The sequence below is a fragment of the Tunturibacter empetritectus genome (assembly GCF_040358985.1).
Taxonomy (GTDB): domain Bacteria; phylum Acidobacteriota; class Terriglobia; order Terriglobales; family Acidobacteriaceae; genus Edaphobacter; species Edaphobacter empetritectus.
In genome coordinates this window covers 254,058-270,059 of the sequence record NZ_CP132932.1, presented here as the reverse complement: position 1 = coordinate 270,059, position 16,002 = coordinate 254,058, and the positions used below count along the sequence as shown (strand labels likewise).

At 61.2% G+C, this 16,002-nt stretch carries 16 protein-coding genes; 4 read left to right on the top strand and 12 right to left on the bottom strand.

Annotated features, from left to right (window positions below; genetic code table 11):
* The first annotated feature begins 433 nt into the window (after positions 1-433).
* The 3 genes from RBB75_RS00940 (at position 434) to RBB75_RS00930 (ending at position 4,710) form a co-directional block, all read left to right on the top strand.
* Positions 434-1,144 (top strand): nitroreductase family protein, encoded by a 711-nt coding sequence (locus RBB75_RS00940; protein ID WP_179638641.1) that lies wholly within the window; start codon positions 434-436, stop codon positions 1,142-1,144.
* A complete protein-coding gene (locus RBB75_RS00935) occupies positions 1,141-1,581 on the top strand; it encodes a MarR family winged helix-turn-helix transcriptional regulator (RefSeq protein WP_179638640.1) in 441 nt (146 codons plus the stop codon). The genes RBB75_RS00940 and RBB75_RS00935 overlap by 4 nt, the downstream gene beginning before the upstream one ends.
* A gap of 432 nt (positions 1,582-2,013) precedes the next feature.
* Entirely contained in the window at positions 2,014-4,710 is a 2,697-nt protein-coding gene (locus RBB75_RS00930) for a beta-glucosidase (RefSeq protein ID WP_353069240.1), read from the top strand.
* Between the two features lie 124 nt (positions 4,711-4,834).
* Here the strand turns inward: RBB75_RS00930 and ftsY are convergent, their stop codons facing one another.
* Positions 4,835-5,836, bottom strand: coding sequence for a signal recognition particle-docking protein FtsY (gene ftsY, locus RBB75_RS00925; protein ID WP_353069239.1), 1,002 nt, complete (start codon positions 5,834-5,836; stop codon positions 4,835-4,837).
* A 271-nt stretch (positions 5,837-6,107) separates the two neighbouring features.
* Here ftsY and RBB75_RS00920 point away from each other — a divergent pair, with 271 nt between their 5' ends.
* Positions 6,108-6,527, top strand: a complete 420-nt coding sequence (locus RBB75_RS00920) for a pyridoxamine 5'-phosphate oxidase family protein (RefSeq protein WP_353069238.1) — start codon at positions 6,108-6,110, stop codon at positions 6,525-6,527.
* A 35-nt stretch (positions 6,528-6,562) separates the two neighbouring features.
* Here the strand turns inward: RBB75_RS00920 and RBB75_RS00915 are convergent, their stop codons facing one another.
* From RBB75_RS00915 to RBB75_RS00865, 11 genes are all read right to left on the bottom strand, one after another.
* Entirely contained in the window at positions 6,563-7,510 is a 948-nt protein-coding gene (locus RBB75_RS00915; protein ID WP_353069237.1) for a ketopantoate reductase family protein, read from the bottom strand.
* A gap of 47 nt (positions 7,511-7,557) precedes the next feature.
* Positions 7,558-7,800, bottom strand: a complete 243-nt coding sequence (locus tag RBB75_RS00910) for a hypothetical protein (RefSeq protein ID WP_179638633.1) — start codon at positions 7,798-7,800, stop codon at positions 7,558-7,560.
* Positions 7,801-7,872: 72 nt separating this feature from the next.
* Positions 7,873-8,073: a hypothetical protein gene (locus RBB75_RS00905; RefSeq protein WP_353069236.1), complete on the bottom strand. Its 201-nt coding sequence runs from the start codon at positions 8,071-8,073 to the stop codon at positions 7,873-7,875.
* Between the two features lie 169 nt (positions 8,074-8,242).
* A complete protein-coding gene (locus RBB75_RS00900) occupies positions 8,243-9,244 on the bottom strand; it encodes an NAD(P)H-dependent glycerol-3-phosphate dehydrogenase (RefSeq protein WP_353069235.1) in 1,002 nt (333 codons plus the stop codon).
* Positions 9,241-9,852 carry a glycerol-3-phosphate 1-O-acyltransferase PlsY gene (gene plsY / locus RBB75_RS00895; RefSeq protein WP_353069234.1) on the bottom strand — a complete coding sequence of 204 codons (612 nt, stop codon included), beginning with the start codon at positions 9,850-9,852 and terminating at the stop codon, positions 9,241-9,243. Before plsY ends, RBB75_RS00900 begins: the two co-directional genes overlap by 4 nt.
* A gap of 84 nt (positions 9,853-9,936) precedes the next feature.
* The gene (locus RBB75_RS00890; RefSeq protein ID WP_179638629.1) at positions 9,937-11,208 is read right to left on the bottom strand and encodes a competence/damage-inducible protein A; all 1,272 of its coding nucleotides are present in this window, start codon (positions 11,206-11,208) and stop codon (positions 9,937-9,939) included.
* A gap of 78 nt (positions 11,209-11,286) precedes the next feature.
* Positions 11,287-11,739 (bottom strand): cupin domain-containing protein, encoded by a 453-nt coding sequence (locus RBB75_RS00885; RefSeq protein WP_353069233.1) that lies wholly within the window; start codon positions 11,737-11,739, stop codon positions 11,287-11,289.
* A 181-nt stretch (positions 11,740-11,920) separates the two neighbouring features.
* Positions 11,921-13,732: an ATP-binding protein gene (locus RBB75_RS00880; protein WP_353069232.1), complete on the bottom strand. Its 1,812-nt coding sequence runs from the start codon at positions 13,730-13,732 to the stop codon at positions 11,921-11,923.
* 171 nt (positions 13,733-13,903) lie between these two features.
* The gene (locus tag RBB75_RS00875) at positions 13,904-14,977 is read right to left on the bottom strand and encodes a Vgb family protein (protein ID WP_179638626.1); all 1,074 of its coding nucleotides are present in this window, start codon (positions 14,975-14,977) and stop codon (positions 13,904-13,906) included.
* A 270-nt stretch (positions 14,978-15,247) separates the two neighbouring features.
* Positions 15,248-15,757 carry a phosphatidylglycerophosphatase A family protein gene (locus RBB75_RS00870; protein ID WP_353069231.1) on the bottom strand — a complete coding sequence of 170 codons (510 nt, stop codon included), beginning with the start codon at positions 15,755-15,757 and terminating at the stop codon, positions 15,248-15,250.
* Positions 15,757-15,996: a DNA gyrase inhibitor YacG gene (locus tag RBB75_RS00865; RefSeq protein WP_353069230.1), complete on the bottom strand. Its 240-nt coding sequence runs from the start codon at positions 15,994-15,996 to the stop codon at positions 15,757-15,759. The genes RBB75_RS00870 and RBB75_RS00865 overlap by 1 nt, the downstream gene beginning before the upstream one ends.
* Positions 15,997-16,002 lie beyond the last annotated feature (6 nt).

Genomic DNA, 16,002 nt, shown 5'->3' with positions numbered 1-16,002 from the left:
CGCACTTCGGAACCCTTTTTTTGTTCTTGTAGTAAGTATAACGGATTGGGCATAACTCATACGCCACGCGAATGTGCGGGACTGGCGCGGGTTTTCGCGGTTTGGGGGCTTGACAGGATTTTAATCGGCAACGGCTGAGGGCTTTCTTCGAGTCTTTGCAAATGCTGAAGACGAATTGATTCTGGGTGGATTTTTATGGAAGGGAGCGGCAAGGTGCGACAGCAGATTCGAAGTCCCTCAAGCCCCTGACTCTGATTCGATCTGCCGCAGAATCATCCATTCTGACAAGCCGACTTGTCGTTACTGATCTTGCCTTGATGAGTGATTTGGCGATTGGGGCCACCTGACAGCTCGCTTCCAACCAGCTTCGGACGGGTCATGTTGCAATAACAACATTGATATGTTGTTATAGCAACATAAGAGGTAGCGAGCCATGAACGAGACCCTGGACGCGATCTTCCAAAGGCGAGCGGTTAGGATCTTTGAACCCGTAGAGATCTCCGAAGAGCTACGCGAACAAATTATCAATGCAGCCTGCCATGCTCCCTCAAGCTTCAATAGCCAGCCTTACAAGTTTTATTGGGTGCAGTCCGCGGCAAAGAAGGCCCTGGTGGCGAAACTTTGCCTTGGACAGAAACCCGCGGAAACCGCCTCCGCCCTGGTCGTGGCGGTTACAGACCTCGGCTCGCTGTCAGCCACATCGCAAGGCCAGCTAGAGTGGATGCGCAAAAACAACTTCAGCGAAGAAAAAATTCACGCCTATGAGCGCAGAGCAAAAGTCGGCCGGATACTGTTCATGCCTGGACCATTCGGAGTGTTTGCTGCGATCAAACGGGCCTTCTTCCGACTGCTAAATCTGCGGATGGTGATCGGGATGCCGCCGCTGTCCCGACAGGACTTGTTCAAATGGGCGACGAAGAGTACCTCGTTGGCTTGCCAGAATCTGATGATCGCTGCCGAAGCGCTGGGAATGAACACTTGTCCGATGGAGGGCTTTGATACCCGCAGGCTCTCTCAATATCTGAGTTTGTCCGGCCGGCACCATGAGATCGTGATGGTGATTGCGATCGGGAAGAAATCGCTTGCCCACAACGAGCCACCGCAGTGGCGAAGACCTCTCGATGCAACGGTGTCCGTCCTATGAGCATCCTCCCGAGGAAAGAGATTCCCGATGACATTTTGAAAGACTCGGTTCTCGCCCATCTCGCAGCGGCGTATTTCTCGGTGGGGAAGAGACTGGAGCGAAAAACCCAGTGCTCGGCGACACGCGGTTTTATCCTGTCAGCATTGCGTGGCGGAACGACGTTGAATCAGAATCAGATCGCCACGCTTTTGGGCTTCGACCGCACCGTCGTGCACCGGGCTGTCAAGTCACTGGCCCAGGAAGGGCTCGTGTTGGAGCACCGGGCAAAAACGGGCAGAGCAATTCGAGTCCAGCTGACGGCCAAAGGAAGGAAGTATCGAGAACGGCTGATCGAAGCTCGGGAGATCGCAGAAGAGAGTGTCCGGCGGCAGATGACCTCAGAGGAGCGCAAGACGCTTCTTCGGCTCTTGAAACTGGTTGCGGAATGTGATTTCTGAGGCCGTTCGCCGTAGGCACGGGACCAGCAAGGCGAGTTGGTGCTAACAGGTCAAATCACTCATTGACGACTGTTGGAGTTCCAATAGCCGTCAGAGACCCTTCTGTTGATATTGGTGTTCGCAAGTACGGAGGCACGCAACAGTTTGAAAAGCTGCCTGTACGGTAGACCTCGATCTTTTTTGAACAGAAGAAGCCCTCCAGCTTTGTTGGAAGTAGACCATTGCGGAGGCGTTTCGGCTACAATCCTCGAACTTGAAAAAAGCAGTTTGCTTTGTTGCTGAAAGCTCGGCTGTATGCGGGAGGAGTCGCGAATGGCGTTCGGTCGGCATGAAGCAACTGAATTGTAGACAGGCATGCGGGGAGCTTCTTCTTGCTCTCTTGTTAGCGGCAATGGAACACGTTTCAGTCAGAGAGAGAAGGAATATCGGGCTATGGCTTTGAAGAAGAGCAAGTATCTTGCAGTCGCTTTTTGTCTGGGTGCATTGAGCGTTGTGTCTGTTGCCTCGTGGGCGCAGGCGGTTCCGGCGGAGAAGGCGGATGAGGCCAGGGTGGACCGGCTGCTGAAGCAGATGACGCTGGAAGAGAAGATGAACCTGATTCGCGGTGGGCTCGAGGACCCCACTGTTTATCAGGGGCAGGCGGGGTATCTGCCGGGAGTTCCGCGGCTGCATGTTCCTTCGCTGCGGATGGCCGATGGGCCGCCGGGCGTGTTGTCGCGGGTGGCGGGGCAGGCCGAGACGGCGACGATGGGCGTTGCTGCGACCTTTAGTGCGAAGGATGCGGAGGCCAATGGCGCGGTGATTGGGCGCGAGGCGCGGTCGCTGGGCATCGATGTGGTGCTGCAGCCGTTTATCAATATCGATCGCGACATTACGTTTGCGCGCGCGTACAACACGTTTGGCGAAGATCCGATGCTAAGTGGCGCGATGGGCGCGGCGGAGGTTCGCGGGGCGCAGGCGCAGGGTGTGATGGCGATGGCGAAGCACTATGTGGGGTACGACTCGAATGGGTACAACATCTTTATCGACCAACAGACGCTGCATGAGGTGTATGCGGCACCGTTCGTGGATGCGATCGGGGCTGGGGTGTCGTCGGTGATGTGCTCGTACAACCGCATCAATGGGCCGTTTGCGTGCGGGAACAGCGATACGTTGAAGACGATCCTGAAGGATGAGATGGGCTTCAAGGGGTTTGTGACCTCGGACTGGGGCGGCGTGCATAGCGTTCTGTTTCTGAACGAGGGGCTGGATATGGAGATGCCCGGCGCGGCGGCGGACGACAGTCCGTTCAAGGCGTTCATCAATAACTATTTTGTGACGGCTCCGCCTGATAATACGCCGGTGAAGCCTCTCGACCCGGATGCGCTGGCTGGGATTCTTGGCGGTCCTATTCCTGAGGAGCCAAAGGCGAATGGGCTGGACCTGGGTGGTTTCCCGCGCGATAACGACAAGACGACGATGCGGGAGGCGCTGAAGAATGGCACGGTGACCGAGGCCACGATTACGGCGGCTGCGCGGCGTGTGTTGTATGAGATCGATCGGTTCGGCTATCTGGATGGCAAGCAAAAGCATACGGTGACGACGCAGGCTGTTGAAGAGAATGCTGCGGTGATTCGCAAGACGGCGGAAGATGCTGCGGTGCTGTTGAAGAATGAGCATGCGCTGCCGTTGGGCTCCGATGATTTGCAGTCGCTGGCGTTGATTGGGCCGGGTGCCGGGCAGGTTGCGGCGATTGGTACGTTCGGCGAGCGAAGCCCCGGGTTGACGGAGCGGCAGATTAGCCCGATGGTAGCTCTGAAGAAGGGCTTTCCGGAGGCCAACATTACGTATGCGGTGGACGACGATATGACTGGGGTTACGGTGCCTGCGTCGATGCTGTCGCATGATGGCAAGCCGGGACTGCTGCGTACGGAGGCCAGAGGAAGCACCGTAGTAGACGCGCAGTTGGACTTTACACATAGCAACGGCAGGACGCTGCCTGCGAATGAGACGGTGAGCTGGAAGGGAACGCTGACGGTGCCCGCAACGGGTGAGTACTGGATGTACCTGCAGGTGCTGGGTGCGCGCGGAAAGCTGATGATCGACGGCAAGCGTGTGGGACAGACGGGCGCTGCCAAGGGAACGGTGCACGGCGATGTGCAGTACGCGACCCAGGACAACGGGTTCCCGACGACCGATGGGCTGGATAACGTTCGGCGGGCGGTGCAGCTGACTGCTGGGCCGCACTCGATTACGGTGATAGCGAGCGGCGATACTTCGAATGCGCCGGAGCAGATTCGGTTGAACTGGACGACGCCGGAGCTGCGGGAGAGCAACCACAAGGCGGCCATCGAAACGGCGAAGAAGGCGCATACGGCTGTGGTGTTTGTGTGGACGCGAGGGAAGCCGGACTTCGCGTTGCCAGGGGAGCAGGACAAGCTCGTGGATGAGATTGCTGCGGTGAATCCGAACACGATCGTGGTGATGAATGTGAGCCAGCCTGTCGCGATGCCGTGGCTTGGCAAGGTGAAGGGCGTGCTGCAGATGTGGTGGCCGGGCGATGAAGGCGGATGGGCTACGGCGGATGTTCTGCTGGGGAAGGTGAGTCCGGCTGGGCGGCTGCCGTTTACCTGGGCGAAGCAGCTGACCGACTATGCGGCGAATGATCCGGCGCATCCGGAGCGGTCGGCCAAGGGTGTGGATGGGAAGACGACTTACTCCGAGGGCGTGGATGTGGGGTACCGGTGGTTTGATAAAGAGAAGATTGAGCCGCTGTTTCCGTTTGGGTTCGGTCTCTCGTATACGAGCTTTGCGTACTCGGATTTGAAGGTCGCGAAGGCTTCGGATCACGGGTTGGATGTTTCGGTTCGGGTGAAGAATACGGGTAGCGTGGCGGGAGATGAGGTGCCGCAGGTGTATCTGGATGCTCCGGAGCAGCAGCCTGATGGTGTTCAGTTTGCGCCTAAGACGCTGGCGGCGTTTGATCGCGTGACGCTGGCGTCGGGTGAGAGCAAGGATGTGACGATGCATGTGTCGCCGCGTGCGCTCGAGTACTGGTCGGTGGCGGAGAAGAAGTGGGTGCGGTCGGATGCGCGGCGGGTGCGGGTTGGCTCGTCGTCGCGTGATTTGAAGCTGACTGCGGAGAAGTAGAAAGATGCGAGGGGCCTGTCCTGCCGGACGGGCCCACTGCGCGTGGGGCGGTCACTTCGTGACTTGTGTACCTTGTCTTGACTCGGGAATGGTTTCGGTCCTCGCGATGCTCGGAGGGACTGCTTCAGTCGAGTAGGGAGTCGATGAAGCTGGCGCTGTCAAAGGGGATGATGTCTTCGAGCTTTTCGCCGATGCCCGCGTAGATGACTGGGAGTTTCAGCTCTGTTGCGATAGCCAGGACGATGCCACCTTTGGCTGTGCCGTCGAGCTTGGTGAGGACGATGCCGGTAACGTGGGCGGCTTCGGTGAAAAGGCGGGCTTGCGTCAACCCATTTTGACCTGTCGTCGCGTCCATGACGAGGAGGGTCTGGTGTGGGGCGCCGGGGATCAACTTCTCTGCTGTCCGACGCATCTTGTCGAGCTCTTTCATCAGGTCGGTCTTGGTGTGGAGGCGGCCGGCGGTGTCGACGATGAGGATCTGCGTATTGCGGGCTTTGGCGGCGGTGCAGGCGTCGTAGAGGGCGGCTGAGGGGTCGCCGCCCTGCTTGGTCTTAATGATCTGAACGTCGGAGCGCTGGGCCCAGACCTCTAATTGTTCAATCGCGGCGGCACGGAAGGTGTCGGCGGCGCAGAGCAGGACGGTGCGGCCCTGCGCAGTGAAGTGTGCGGCAAGCTTGCCGGTGGTGGTGGTCTTGCCGGTGCCGTTGACCCCGACCATCATGATGACCTCGGGCGGCGTGGGGGGGTGGGTGATGGGGCGGGCTACGTTGTCGAGGATCTGCTTGAGCTCGGCTTTGAGGAGACGCTTGAGGTCGTCGCCGCCCTGGATGCCGACGCGGAGGGCGCGCTGCCGGAGGTTCTCCATGACGAGGGCGGTGGTGGGGGCGCCGAGGTCGGCGGCGAGCAGGAGAGGCTCGAGGTTGACCAGGGTGGTCTCGTCGACCTCACGGGTGAGGGCGATGACGGAGCTTATGGACTCTGAGAAGGACTCGCGGGTGCGGGTGACCGCCTGCTTCATCCGGTCGAAGAGTCCGCGCTTCGGCTCCTGCGGCTCTGGAGCTACTGCGGTGGGCTGGTCGGGTTGCTGGTCGGATTTGTCGCGTTTGCCGAAGATGGAAAAAGCCATGCTACTGCTAGTTTAGCAATGTTGAGGGAGAGGCTCGACTAGCCAGTGTTCAACGCTCGTTAGCGCAAGACCAAAGCAGGCCAACCTTGCAGCTGGCCATATGAAAATTTGAAATACGGGGATCCGTCACTACGTTCTGGATGACGACTTTAGAGGGGACGGAATAGCGAGTGGGATGGGGCGGTTAAGCTGAACGGGGTTTTCGATCGTTGACTTTCGTGGTGACGGGCTTATCGTTGATGACGGGAATCGTTGTTAGTTATGGACGAATATGACGAAGGCGGAGCTTTACGAGTTCCTTGCGGGTCATAAGCTTGCTGTGGTCGGAAGCATCTCGGGCGACGGTGTGCCGCAGTCTGCCCTTGTCGGGATTGCGGTGACGGAAGATCTTGAGATTGTCTTCGATACTCTCAACACCACTCGCAAATACCGGAACCTTATTTCCAATCCGAAGGCCAGTGTGGTGGTGGGATGGGAGGGAGAGAAGACGGTGCAGTTGGAAGGCGAGGCGTCTCTGCCGGTGGGCGAGGAGTTGACGCGGTACAAGCGTGTCTACTTCTCCGCGTGGCCGGATGGGGTGAGTCGTCAGGACTGGGCGGGGCTGGTTTACTTTGTCGTTCGTCCGCGATGGATTCGATATAGCGACTTTGATCAGCGCCCACCGCGGATCGAGGAGTTGGCATTTGATTGAGCTAAAAGCGGTGATCGTGCGGTTGCGCGCGAATGTTATGGCTGTCCTGACTTGAGGTTGTTCTGGTAGACGCGGAGGCGAACGCAGCAGGCCTGGAGCAGAGGCGTTTCGAGGTGATGGGCGTGGCCCTGGTCGAGCAGGTCGCCGAGGATTGTGTCGACCTCGATGGGAGCGCCTTTTTGCAGATCGCGATACAGAGATGAGGTGAGCTTCGAGTCTTTGGCGGTGGCTTGTTTGCGAAGCCATTCGTGCAGGGGCGGTGGGTAGGGGAAGCCACAGGCTTTGCCGATGGCGACGCACTCGTCGACGGCCTGGAGCGCGGTCTGTTCGCCGTCGGGCACGGAGTTTACCTCCCCGATAGGGCCGCCGAGGAGGCAGGTGACGAGGCCCAGGGAGGCGATCATGACCCACTTATGCCACATGGCCTGGGTGATGGTGGCGGAGAGTTCGGTGTCGAAGCTTGCGTCGCGGAGTGCTTCGTCGAGTGCGCGAATGCGCGGGGTGATTTCCCCGCTGCGCTCGCATTCGCCGTTGCGTTCGCCATAGATGAGCTTTTGCATGGGCGTCATCTGGACGATGCGGTTTTGATCGTCGAGTTCGGTCGAGACCATGCAGACACCGCCTAAAACTTTTTGCTCGCCGAAGACTTGGCTTAGCGTCTCCATGTGGCGCATGCCGTTGAGCACGGGATAGATCATCGTGTCCGGCCCGACGGCGGGTGTCAAGTCTTTGATCGCCTGATCGAGTGCCTGGGCTTTTACGCTGAGAAAGATGAGGTCGTAGGGAGTGGTGATCTCGCTGGTGGTGATGGTCTTCGGCTTAAGGGTGGCGTCGCCGTGCGGGCTTAGGATGCGAAGACCGTCTTTTTGAAGTTGCTCTGCTCTAGCGGGTCTGACAAGAAAGGTGACGTCGCGGCCTGCCTGCGCGAGACGCGCTCCGAAGTAACCGCCAACTGCACCAGCGCCGACAACGAGAATCTTCATCTTGCTTCTCCAAGAGGTTAAGCATTAAGACTAAGGATCAATCGAGCTTAGCTTAGTTGGATCTTGTCAGCCGGGCTGAAAGATGGACTGGCCGGCATGATCTGTGAAGTAGGGTGAGGTTCTTTGGGGTTAGGAATCGCTTTGGTCTGCCGTGTCTTGATGAAGATGATGGCGGCGACCATGATGACCAGGATCGCAACTGCGAAGGCTACGACGACTGGAAGGAATGAGGAGTCGCTCTCGCGCTTCTCTGGAGTGGGATCGCTGTTGGATGGGGTTGGCTTGCTCATGAGCCATTGGATGCTTGAGTCAGCCGCTGGATTTGCACGCTGGGAGGCGATTCGATTTGGCCGGGTAGAGGTTTAGTTCGGTGCGGAGGTAGATGCCGGAGCGGCGTGAGACGGCCAGACCGACGGGCGCACGAGCAGGAGGAGATAGAGGAAGAGGATTGCAATGAGGACGAGGCCGCCGATGAAGATGTGCGGACGGAATCCCATGTAGGTCTTGTGCCGGGGAAGGTCGGGGGGAGGGATGTGACCGTGCTCGTGTTCGTGCTCGTGCATGCGTACCAGCTTAGGCGTAAAACAGCCTGTGTGCCAACTGCGGGGGAAGATAGGGCTGGCGTCCTGCCGGACGGGCCGCCTGCGCGGCGCGCGGTCACTTCGTGACTTGTATACCTTGTCTTGGCTTATTGGCTTCTTCGGTCCTCCCTTTAGTCGGAAGGGAATAAGGCTATTCGTCGCGGCCTGGGCGGGCCATGAGTTCGCGGATGGCCTCTTTGGGGCTCTTGTTGTGATGGAGGATGGCGTCGACCTGCTGGGTAATGGGCATCTCGACGGCATAGCGTGCGGCCAGACCAAGGGCGGCGGCGGTGCTGCGAACGCCTTCGGCTACCTTGCCGTTGAGGCCGGCGATGATGTCCGGAAGCTGGCGGCCACGGCCAAGTTCGATGCCGACGGCGCGGTTGCGCGAGAGAGAGCCGGTGCAGGTAAGGATGAGGTCGCCTGCGCCGGAGAGGCCTGCGAGGGTTTGACGGCGGCCACCGCAGGCTACGGCGAGTCGGGTCATCTCGGCGATGCCGCGGGTGATGAGGGCGGCGGAGGAGTTGTGGCCGAGGTTGAGGCCGTTGGCGACGCCGGCGGCGAGGGCGATGACGTTTTTGAGCGAGCCGCCGAGTTCGACGCCGGGGACGTCCTCGTTGGTGTAGACGCGCAGGCTGGGCGAGGTGAAGTCGCGCTGGATGGTCTGGGCGACCTGCGGGACTTCGGAGGCGACGACGACTGCGGTGGGCATGCCGGCTGCGACCTCCTGCGCGAAGGAGGGGCCGCTGAGAACGGCGAAGGGATTGCGCGTGGCGGAAGTGACCGAGGCGACGACCTGCGACATGCGGAGGAAGCTGGTCTCCTCGATGCCTTTGCTGGCGCTGAGGATGATCTGGCCGCGGGTGAGCAGGGGGGCGATGTGGGTGAGGACTCCGCGCAGATGTTGCGAGGGGGTGACACAGAGGAGAATGTCGGCCTCGAAGATAGCGCGTGGGAGGTCGGAGGTGACGTGAATGTCTACGGGCAGGGTGAAGCCTGGGAGGTAGCGCAGATTCTCGCCGGCTTCGCTGAGCTGGTCGGCGAGGGCGGGGGAGTGCGACCAGAGGAAGAGCTCGTGACCTCCGCGACGGGCGAGGGAGAGAGCGAGGGCGGTGCCCCAGGCACCAGCACCCAGGACGGCGATTCGGCTCATGCAACCGCCTTTTTCTTGCCGAAGCGGCTCTCCGTGCCTGCCAGGAGGCGGCGGATGTTTTCGTGGTGTTTGACGGTGACCAGAAGTGGAATGAAGATGAGGCCGGCGATGACCAGGGGAGTTCGTTGCGGCAGAAAGTAGAGGCCGAAGAGCGGGAAGGTGGCGGAGCCGATCATGGAAGCGAGGGAGACGTAGCGGGTGAGGAGAAAGATGACGAGAAAGATGCCGAAGGTGCATGCGGCTGCGGCCAGACTAAGGGCGAGCATGACGCCGAGCGCGCTGGCGACGCCTTTGCCGCCGCGGAAGCCGAGCCAGATGGGGAAGACGTGTCCCACGATGGCGGCGACGGCGGTGATGACGGCGAGGTCGTAGTTTCCGGGTGCGAGATGCAGGGCGATCTTTACGGCGAGGAAGGATTTGCCGACGTCGAGCAGGAGCGTGGCGATGCCGAGGCCTTTGGCTCCGCTGCGGGCTACGTTGGTGGCCCCGATGTTACCGCTGCCGGTGGCGCGGATGTCTTCGTGGCGAAAGATCTTTACGAGCAGATAGCCGAAGGGGATGGACCCAAGGAGGTAGGCGAGCGGAATGGAGAGGAGCCAGGGGTTCATGTCGTCCGAATGAGTTTAGCAAGTGCGTATGAGGATGGTCTTACGGTCGGCGTGTGAGTGCCGCTGGCGGATTGCGGCGTGCGGCTAGAGGATGTGGTGGCGGATCAGTTCGAGGGCATGCTGGCTGGCCCACCAGCGGATCATCTCGCGGTCGCCGCGGAGGTTGAGCTCTTTGACCTGGGTGGTTTGGGCGCTGGCGAGTGCGATGTAGACGAGGCCGATGGGTTTGTCGGCGTCGGGGCCGGGTGCTCCGGGGCCCGGGCCTGCGATGCAGGTGATCGAGACGCCGAGCGAGGCTCCCGTGCGCGAGCGGATGCCTTCGGCGAGGGCGCGTGCGACTTCGGGGGAGACTGGGCCCTTGGTGGCGACGAGTTCGGAGGGAACGCCGGCGAAGGTGGTTTTGAGGGCGTCGCTGTAGACGACTGCGCCGCCGAGGAAGTAACGCGAGCTGCCGGCGATGGCGGTGAGACGCTGCGCGAGGAGGCCGCCGGTGCAGCTCTCGGCGGTGGCGAGGGTGAGGTCACGGAGGCCGAGGTTGAGGAGTACGACCTCTTCGAGGGATTCGCCGTGGGAGGAGAAGATGGAGTCTTCCATCTCGGCTTCGATCTTTTCGACGAGCTCGTCAACGCGGCGCTGGGCTTCGGCGAGGGTGGGTTTGGCGCAGAGGAAGTGGAGCTGGATCTCGGCGGAGCCGGCGAGGATGGTGGTCTCGACGTCGGAGTACTGCTGGTAGATGGGGGCGGTTCTTGCGTCGACGTGCGACTCGGGGATGAGGGCCATGCGAAGGAGACGCTTGGCGAGGTGGCGCGGGGGAAGATCGGCGGCGAGGCGGGGTTTGACCTCGGTGTCGAAGAGAGGCTTTAGCTCCCGGGGCGGGCCGGGGAGGAGGATAACGATCTTGCGAATGGGCTGGCCGCTGGCATCGAGGACGGCGATGTCGAGGAACTGGCCGGGGGCGCTGCCGGTAGGGTTTTCGAGAATGATGGCGCCGTCGAGCACGTCGGCCTGTTTGACGTTGTTGGGCGGCATGACCATCTGGCGCGCGGCGAAGCGCTTGTGAAGCTGGACGAGGATCGCGGGGTCGGAGCGCAGCGTGAGGTTAAGCGCGGCGGCGACGGCTTCGCGGGTGAGATCGTCTTCGGTGGGGCCGAGGCCGCCGGAGAAGAGGACGATGTCGGCGCGCGCGATGGCGATTGAGGCGGCGCTGGTGAGGTGGGAGAGATTGTCGCCGACGATGGTCTTGAATGCGACCTGGACGCCGACATCGTTGAGGCCGTCGGTAAGGTAGAGGGAGTTGGTGTCCTGCCGATGGGGCGTGAGCATCTCGGAGCCGACAGCGATGATTTCAGCGATCATGTGGGGTGATGGGCTTTCCAGGCCTTGCGTGTGGCTCTGTGAATGATGATAGGGCTTGCGCGGGAGTTTTGTGGAGATTCAATACAGGCGCTTGCTTTGGATGAAGCTTTCGGGTGTTCCGTCGGCGGGGTCTACGAGGTGAACGTCGCTGGGATCGCGGCGAGGGGTGTCGACGGCAAGGACGACGAAGGGCTCTTCAAGGATCTCTGGGATGCCGTGGACCGTGCTCTGTTTGAAGAAGATGAGCTGGCCGGGACCGGCTTCGAAGGGCGGGGCTTCGCCGAGGAAAAACTTTGCGCGGCCGGAGAGGACGGAGAGATATTCGTCGCAGGTGGCGTGATAGTGCGCCGCGACTGGACGGTAGACGCGAAAGACGCGGGAGCTGGCGTGAGGCTCGTCGGTGAGACGGGTGTCGATCAGCATGGTGTCGGCGTGGTCTGGAAAGCTGGCGGCGATCTTCTGGATATCGAAGACGGCAGAGGCGGCGACTGCGGTGCCGGCGGATGAGGCGTGGTTGGTGTTGGTCGACATGAGGTGACTCTCCCTATGCCTTAGATGACGCACAGGGGCCTGACGCAGCGTGCAATTTACAGAGTTGGTCGAGTGGATTCCTGTTGAGTAGGATGATCCGTCTGAAGACTCTCTATGTAGAGTCGATACACGGGACATCTGTATCGGCTACAAGATGACCTGCGTCATCGTCAATTTCGCTTTAGTTAACGGCGAGGTTCTGTGGCTGATGTCCGTCAAGTTCGGCGGCTGGGTGTCGCCCTCCCTGGACGGGCAGGAAGATGGAAAAGACGGTGCCGCAACCTGGGGTGAGGGTGCGCGAACGGACGCGCAGGCTGCCGCCGTGTTTTTCAACGAGTTCGCGCGAGACCCACAGGCCAAGTCCGGTACCGGTGTCTTTTTTTGTGGTGAAGAAGGGTTCGAAGACGCTGTTGAGATGTTCGGGGAGAATGCCTTGTCCCGTGTCTGCGACGGTGATGCGGACGCCCGGGCGGGTGGAGTTCCGCGGATCGGTGGCCGCGTTGGCTTCCAGGCGAATGGTGTCTCCCTTGGAGCATGCATCGAGGCCGTTGGCGAGGAGGTTGGAGAGGATCTGGCGAAGCTCTCCGGCAGTGCCAAGGACCTCGCGCTCGGTGGTGGTGTTGACAAGAAGAGTTACCCCAAGAGTTGCGGCACGGGTCTGATAGAAGTCACAAACTTCGTGGATGATGGTGGCGGGCTTGAAGTGCGCGGCGAGAGTGGTCTCGCGATAGAAGCCGAGAGACTGGCGGGTGATGTGGGCGATGCGGGCGAGTTCGCTCTCTGCCTGCGAGAGGAGGTGGCGGATCTCGTCGAGTTCGTCGGAGCGGCGGGCGATGTAGACGAGGTTGGTGAGGCCTTCGAGCGGATTGTTGACCTCGTGTGCCACCGAGGCGGCGAGACGGCCGGCGGCGGCGAGCTTTTCGGCACGCATGAGCGCGCCCTCGGACATGCGCCGGTCGGTTATGTCGCGGAAGACGAGCACGATCCCGATCATGTTCCCGGAGCTGTCGCGAATTGGCGCTCCACTGTCATCGATGCAGATCTCGGAGCCATCTTTGGAGACCAGGTAGGTATGGTTGGCCAAGCCGACGACAGTGCCGAGGCGACGCACCTTATCGACTGGATTTTCGACCGTGGCACGGGTGTCTTCGTTGAAGATGGGAAAGACGGTGTGCAGCGAGATGCCGTGGGACTCTTCTTCCTTCCAGCCGGTGAGCCGTTCCGCGACGAGGTTCATAAAGACGATGTTGCCCTCGGTGTCGCAGGCGATGACGGCGTCTCCAATGCTGCGGATGGTGGTGTTCAGCCATTGCTCGCGTGCGTAGGATTCGTCGGCGCGTTGTTTGATCTCTCTGATCTGCTGGGTGTAGGCGGTTGTGAGCAGCCGGAAGATTCTTCGCGTCTCCCACGCGAGAAGGCCAGCGATGAGTGCGGCAGTGAGGACAAGGATGATCCTGGCGTTTCGATTGACGAGGATATTTTCGGCGGAACGGACGGCGCGGCGCTCGATGACGATATTGAGGAACTCATCCATCTGGGCGCGTAGATGATCCATATCCTGCTTGCGCTGGAGGAGATCCTGCTCGAGGGTGACTGGATCTTTCGGGAAGGAGTCGATCTCGTGGTAGGCGGTGAGCTCCCACTGCTTGTGCTCGGCCTGAAGACGTTGCAGACGGGCGACTTGATCGGGACGCTTGACCAGCGAGAAGAGAGTGTCGAACTCGGGCTCGATCTGCAGGTCAGCGGAGTGTAACGGTTCGAGGAAAACGGGATTGCGGGTAAGGAGAAATCCTCGCAGGCCAGTCTCTTCGTCGAGGATTAACCTGGTGAGCCGATTACCGTGGAGAATGACCACGTCGGCGCGGTCGATAGCGCTTGCGCTTTCTTCGACACGCTGCAGGCCGTACCCAAGGATTAGAGCGAGAACGGCAAGTGCTGCAACGGGTAGAGCGAGAAGCCTAAACAGGAGCCTGTTGTAAAGCCGGGATTCCAAAGTATTTTCCTCACGCGTGCGCTGCACATCCAGATGCGATCCAGAGTAGAGGACTCCTGGTTACTCTTCGATTCTACCGGTACGGGGTCGATCTGGCGACAGGATTGAGGAGGCAGCCGCACCACACTACCAAGGGAAGATGCCTGCAGCGCGGAACGGCCACATGACAGGCTAGATGAGCTTGCGACCTTCGACGTCCATGGCTACGTGATAGAGAGCGTCGCGAGTGGCGAGGGTGGCGTTCCCGTCCTCGAGGAAGGCAAGACCTACGAGATTGCTGCCGGAGACGACAAGGGTGGCCTGGTGATGGCGGTCGATGCGGATGATGCCGCGCTGACCGTGGAGGCTGGCGGCGACGTAGAGGTTGTCGTCGACGTCGACCGCCATGCCCTGGGCGCGTCCGAGGCCCTGGTAGAAGATGGTGGCGTTGCCGTCGCGGTCGATGGCGTGGATGACCTGGTTGGATGAGGTGGTGGGTCCAGTGACGAAGAGGGTTCCGGCGTCGTTGAAGGCGAGATGGTAGGCGGCGATGCTGGGCTCGAGCGTGGCGTAGACGAAGGTCTCACCGCTGGTGCCGTCGAGGTTGGCGCGGCTGATCTTGAAGATGGTGCCGGAGCGGTCGCCGACGAAGAGGTTGCCGTCGCGGTCGAAGGCGATGCCGGTGGCGATGCCCATGCCTTCGGCGTAGGTGGACATGGCGCCTTCGGGGGAGATGCGATAGACGGTGCCTTCGGCGCGGGAGCTGGCGTAGAGGTACCCGTCGGGACCGAAGGCGAGGCCGGTGGCGTTCATAAGGTCGCGGACGAAGGGGCGAATCTGGAAGTCGCGCTGAATCTGGAAGATTGACACCGGGACGGCCTGGCCGCGCGAGCCGGAGACGGTGGCGTAGACGTTGCCGTCGGCATCGACCGCGGGGTTGGCGACGGGGTGGAGATTTTCCGCCATGGGCACGGCGACGCGCACTGGCAGCGGGTTGCTGGACTGGCCGCTGCGATGCAGGATCAGGTCGCCGGTGATGGTTCCCTCGGGGACGCGGATGGTGGCGCGGGTGGGCCGGCTTAGCAGGAGTGGAGCGGAGATGTCACCGATGGTTGCTCGGGCGACGAGGGTGTCGCGAGGTTCGAGGTGGGTGCCGTGAACCTCGATCTCTCCGCCGGGCATGGCCGCGAGGGGCTTGACGCGGTCCAGATGCGGTGCGGGTGCGTCGGGCTTGTCGGGGGTCAGGAGCGATCGAAGTGTGTTCATGGCTGTTTTAGCGTAGACCGGCGTGGATGGGAGTGCAAATGCGACGGAAGATATGTCCTGCCGGACGGGCCCACTACGCGTGGGGCGGTCACTTCGTGACTTGTATACCTTGTCTTGGGTAGGGAACGATGCTGGTCCTCCCGTTGGTCGGGCATAGGCTGATTCCGACCAGCGGGAGGAGCTATGTCGCTGGCGCTGCCTGGACCGGTACACGCGCGTCACGAAGTGACCGCTGCCCGCGCAGGGCGCTCGTCCGGCAGGACAGGATTTCTAGAAGTAAAGGTGGATGAGTTGTGCGATGGCGAGAGCGAAGAGGCCGGCGCCTACGTCGTCAAGCATGATGCCGGTGCCGCCGGGGAGGCGCTCGAGCTGGCGGATCGGCGGGGGCTTGAGGATGTCGAAGAATCGGAAGAGCAGGAGCGAGAGCGCGGCGTGTCGCCAGTCAGCGGGGATGGCGATGAGGGCGATGAGCTGGCCGGCGACCTCGTCGATGACGACGTGGCCGGGATCTTCGCGGCCGGACTCGTGGGCGACGATGGTGGCCGCAGGGATGCCGATGAGCGTGGCGAGGATCGCGGCGATGGTCGTGCCGATCGCGAAGGCGACTGGAGCTGGGTGGAGGGTGTGAGCGGCGGCGTACCAGAGCAGTACGGCGGAGATGCTGCCGTAGGTGCCGGGGCCGGGCTTCAGCAGGCCTGCTCCGAAGAAGGTGCCGATGGCCCACGCCCAGAGGGTCTTTTTTTCGGAGGGCGGATGGGTCTGGATGTTGGAGTTCGCCACTAGTTCACGTCGTCGTCGTTCTGGCGCTTGTGCTTGTTGGAGCGAGCGAGCTCTTCGAGGAGATCGGGATCCTGGATGGGCGTGGAGATCTTGTAGTCGCCGCTGGCCCATTTGCCCAGATCGATGCGGCGGCAGCGGTCCGAGCAGAAGGGGAAGTCTTCGCCGGCGGCAAGGACGATGTTGCGGCAGGTGGGGCAGCGGAGGGTCTTTAGCTTTGCAGCGGGAGATTTGTTCGACATGACATC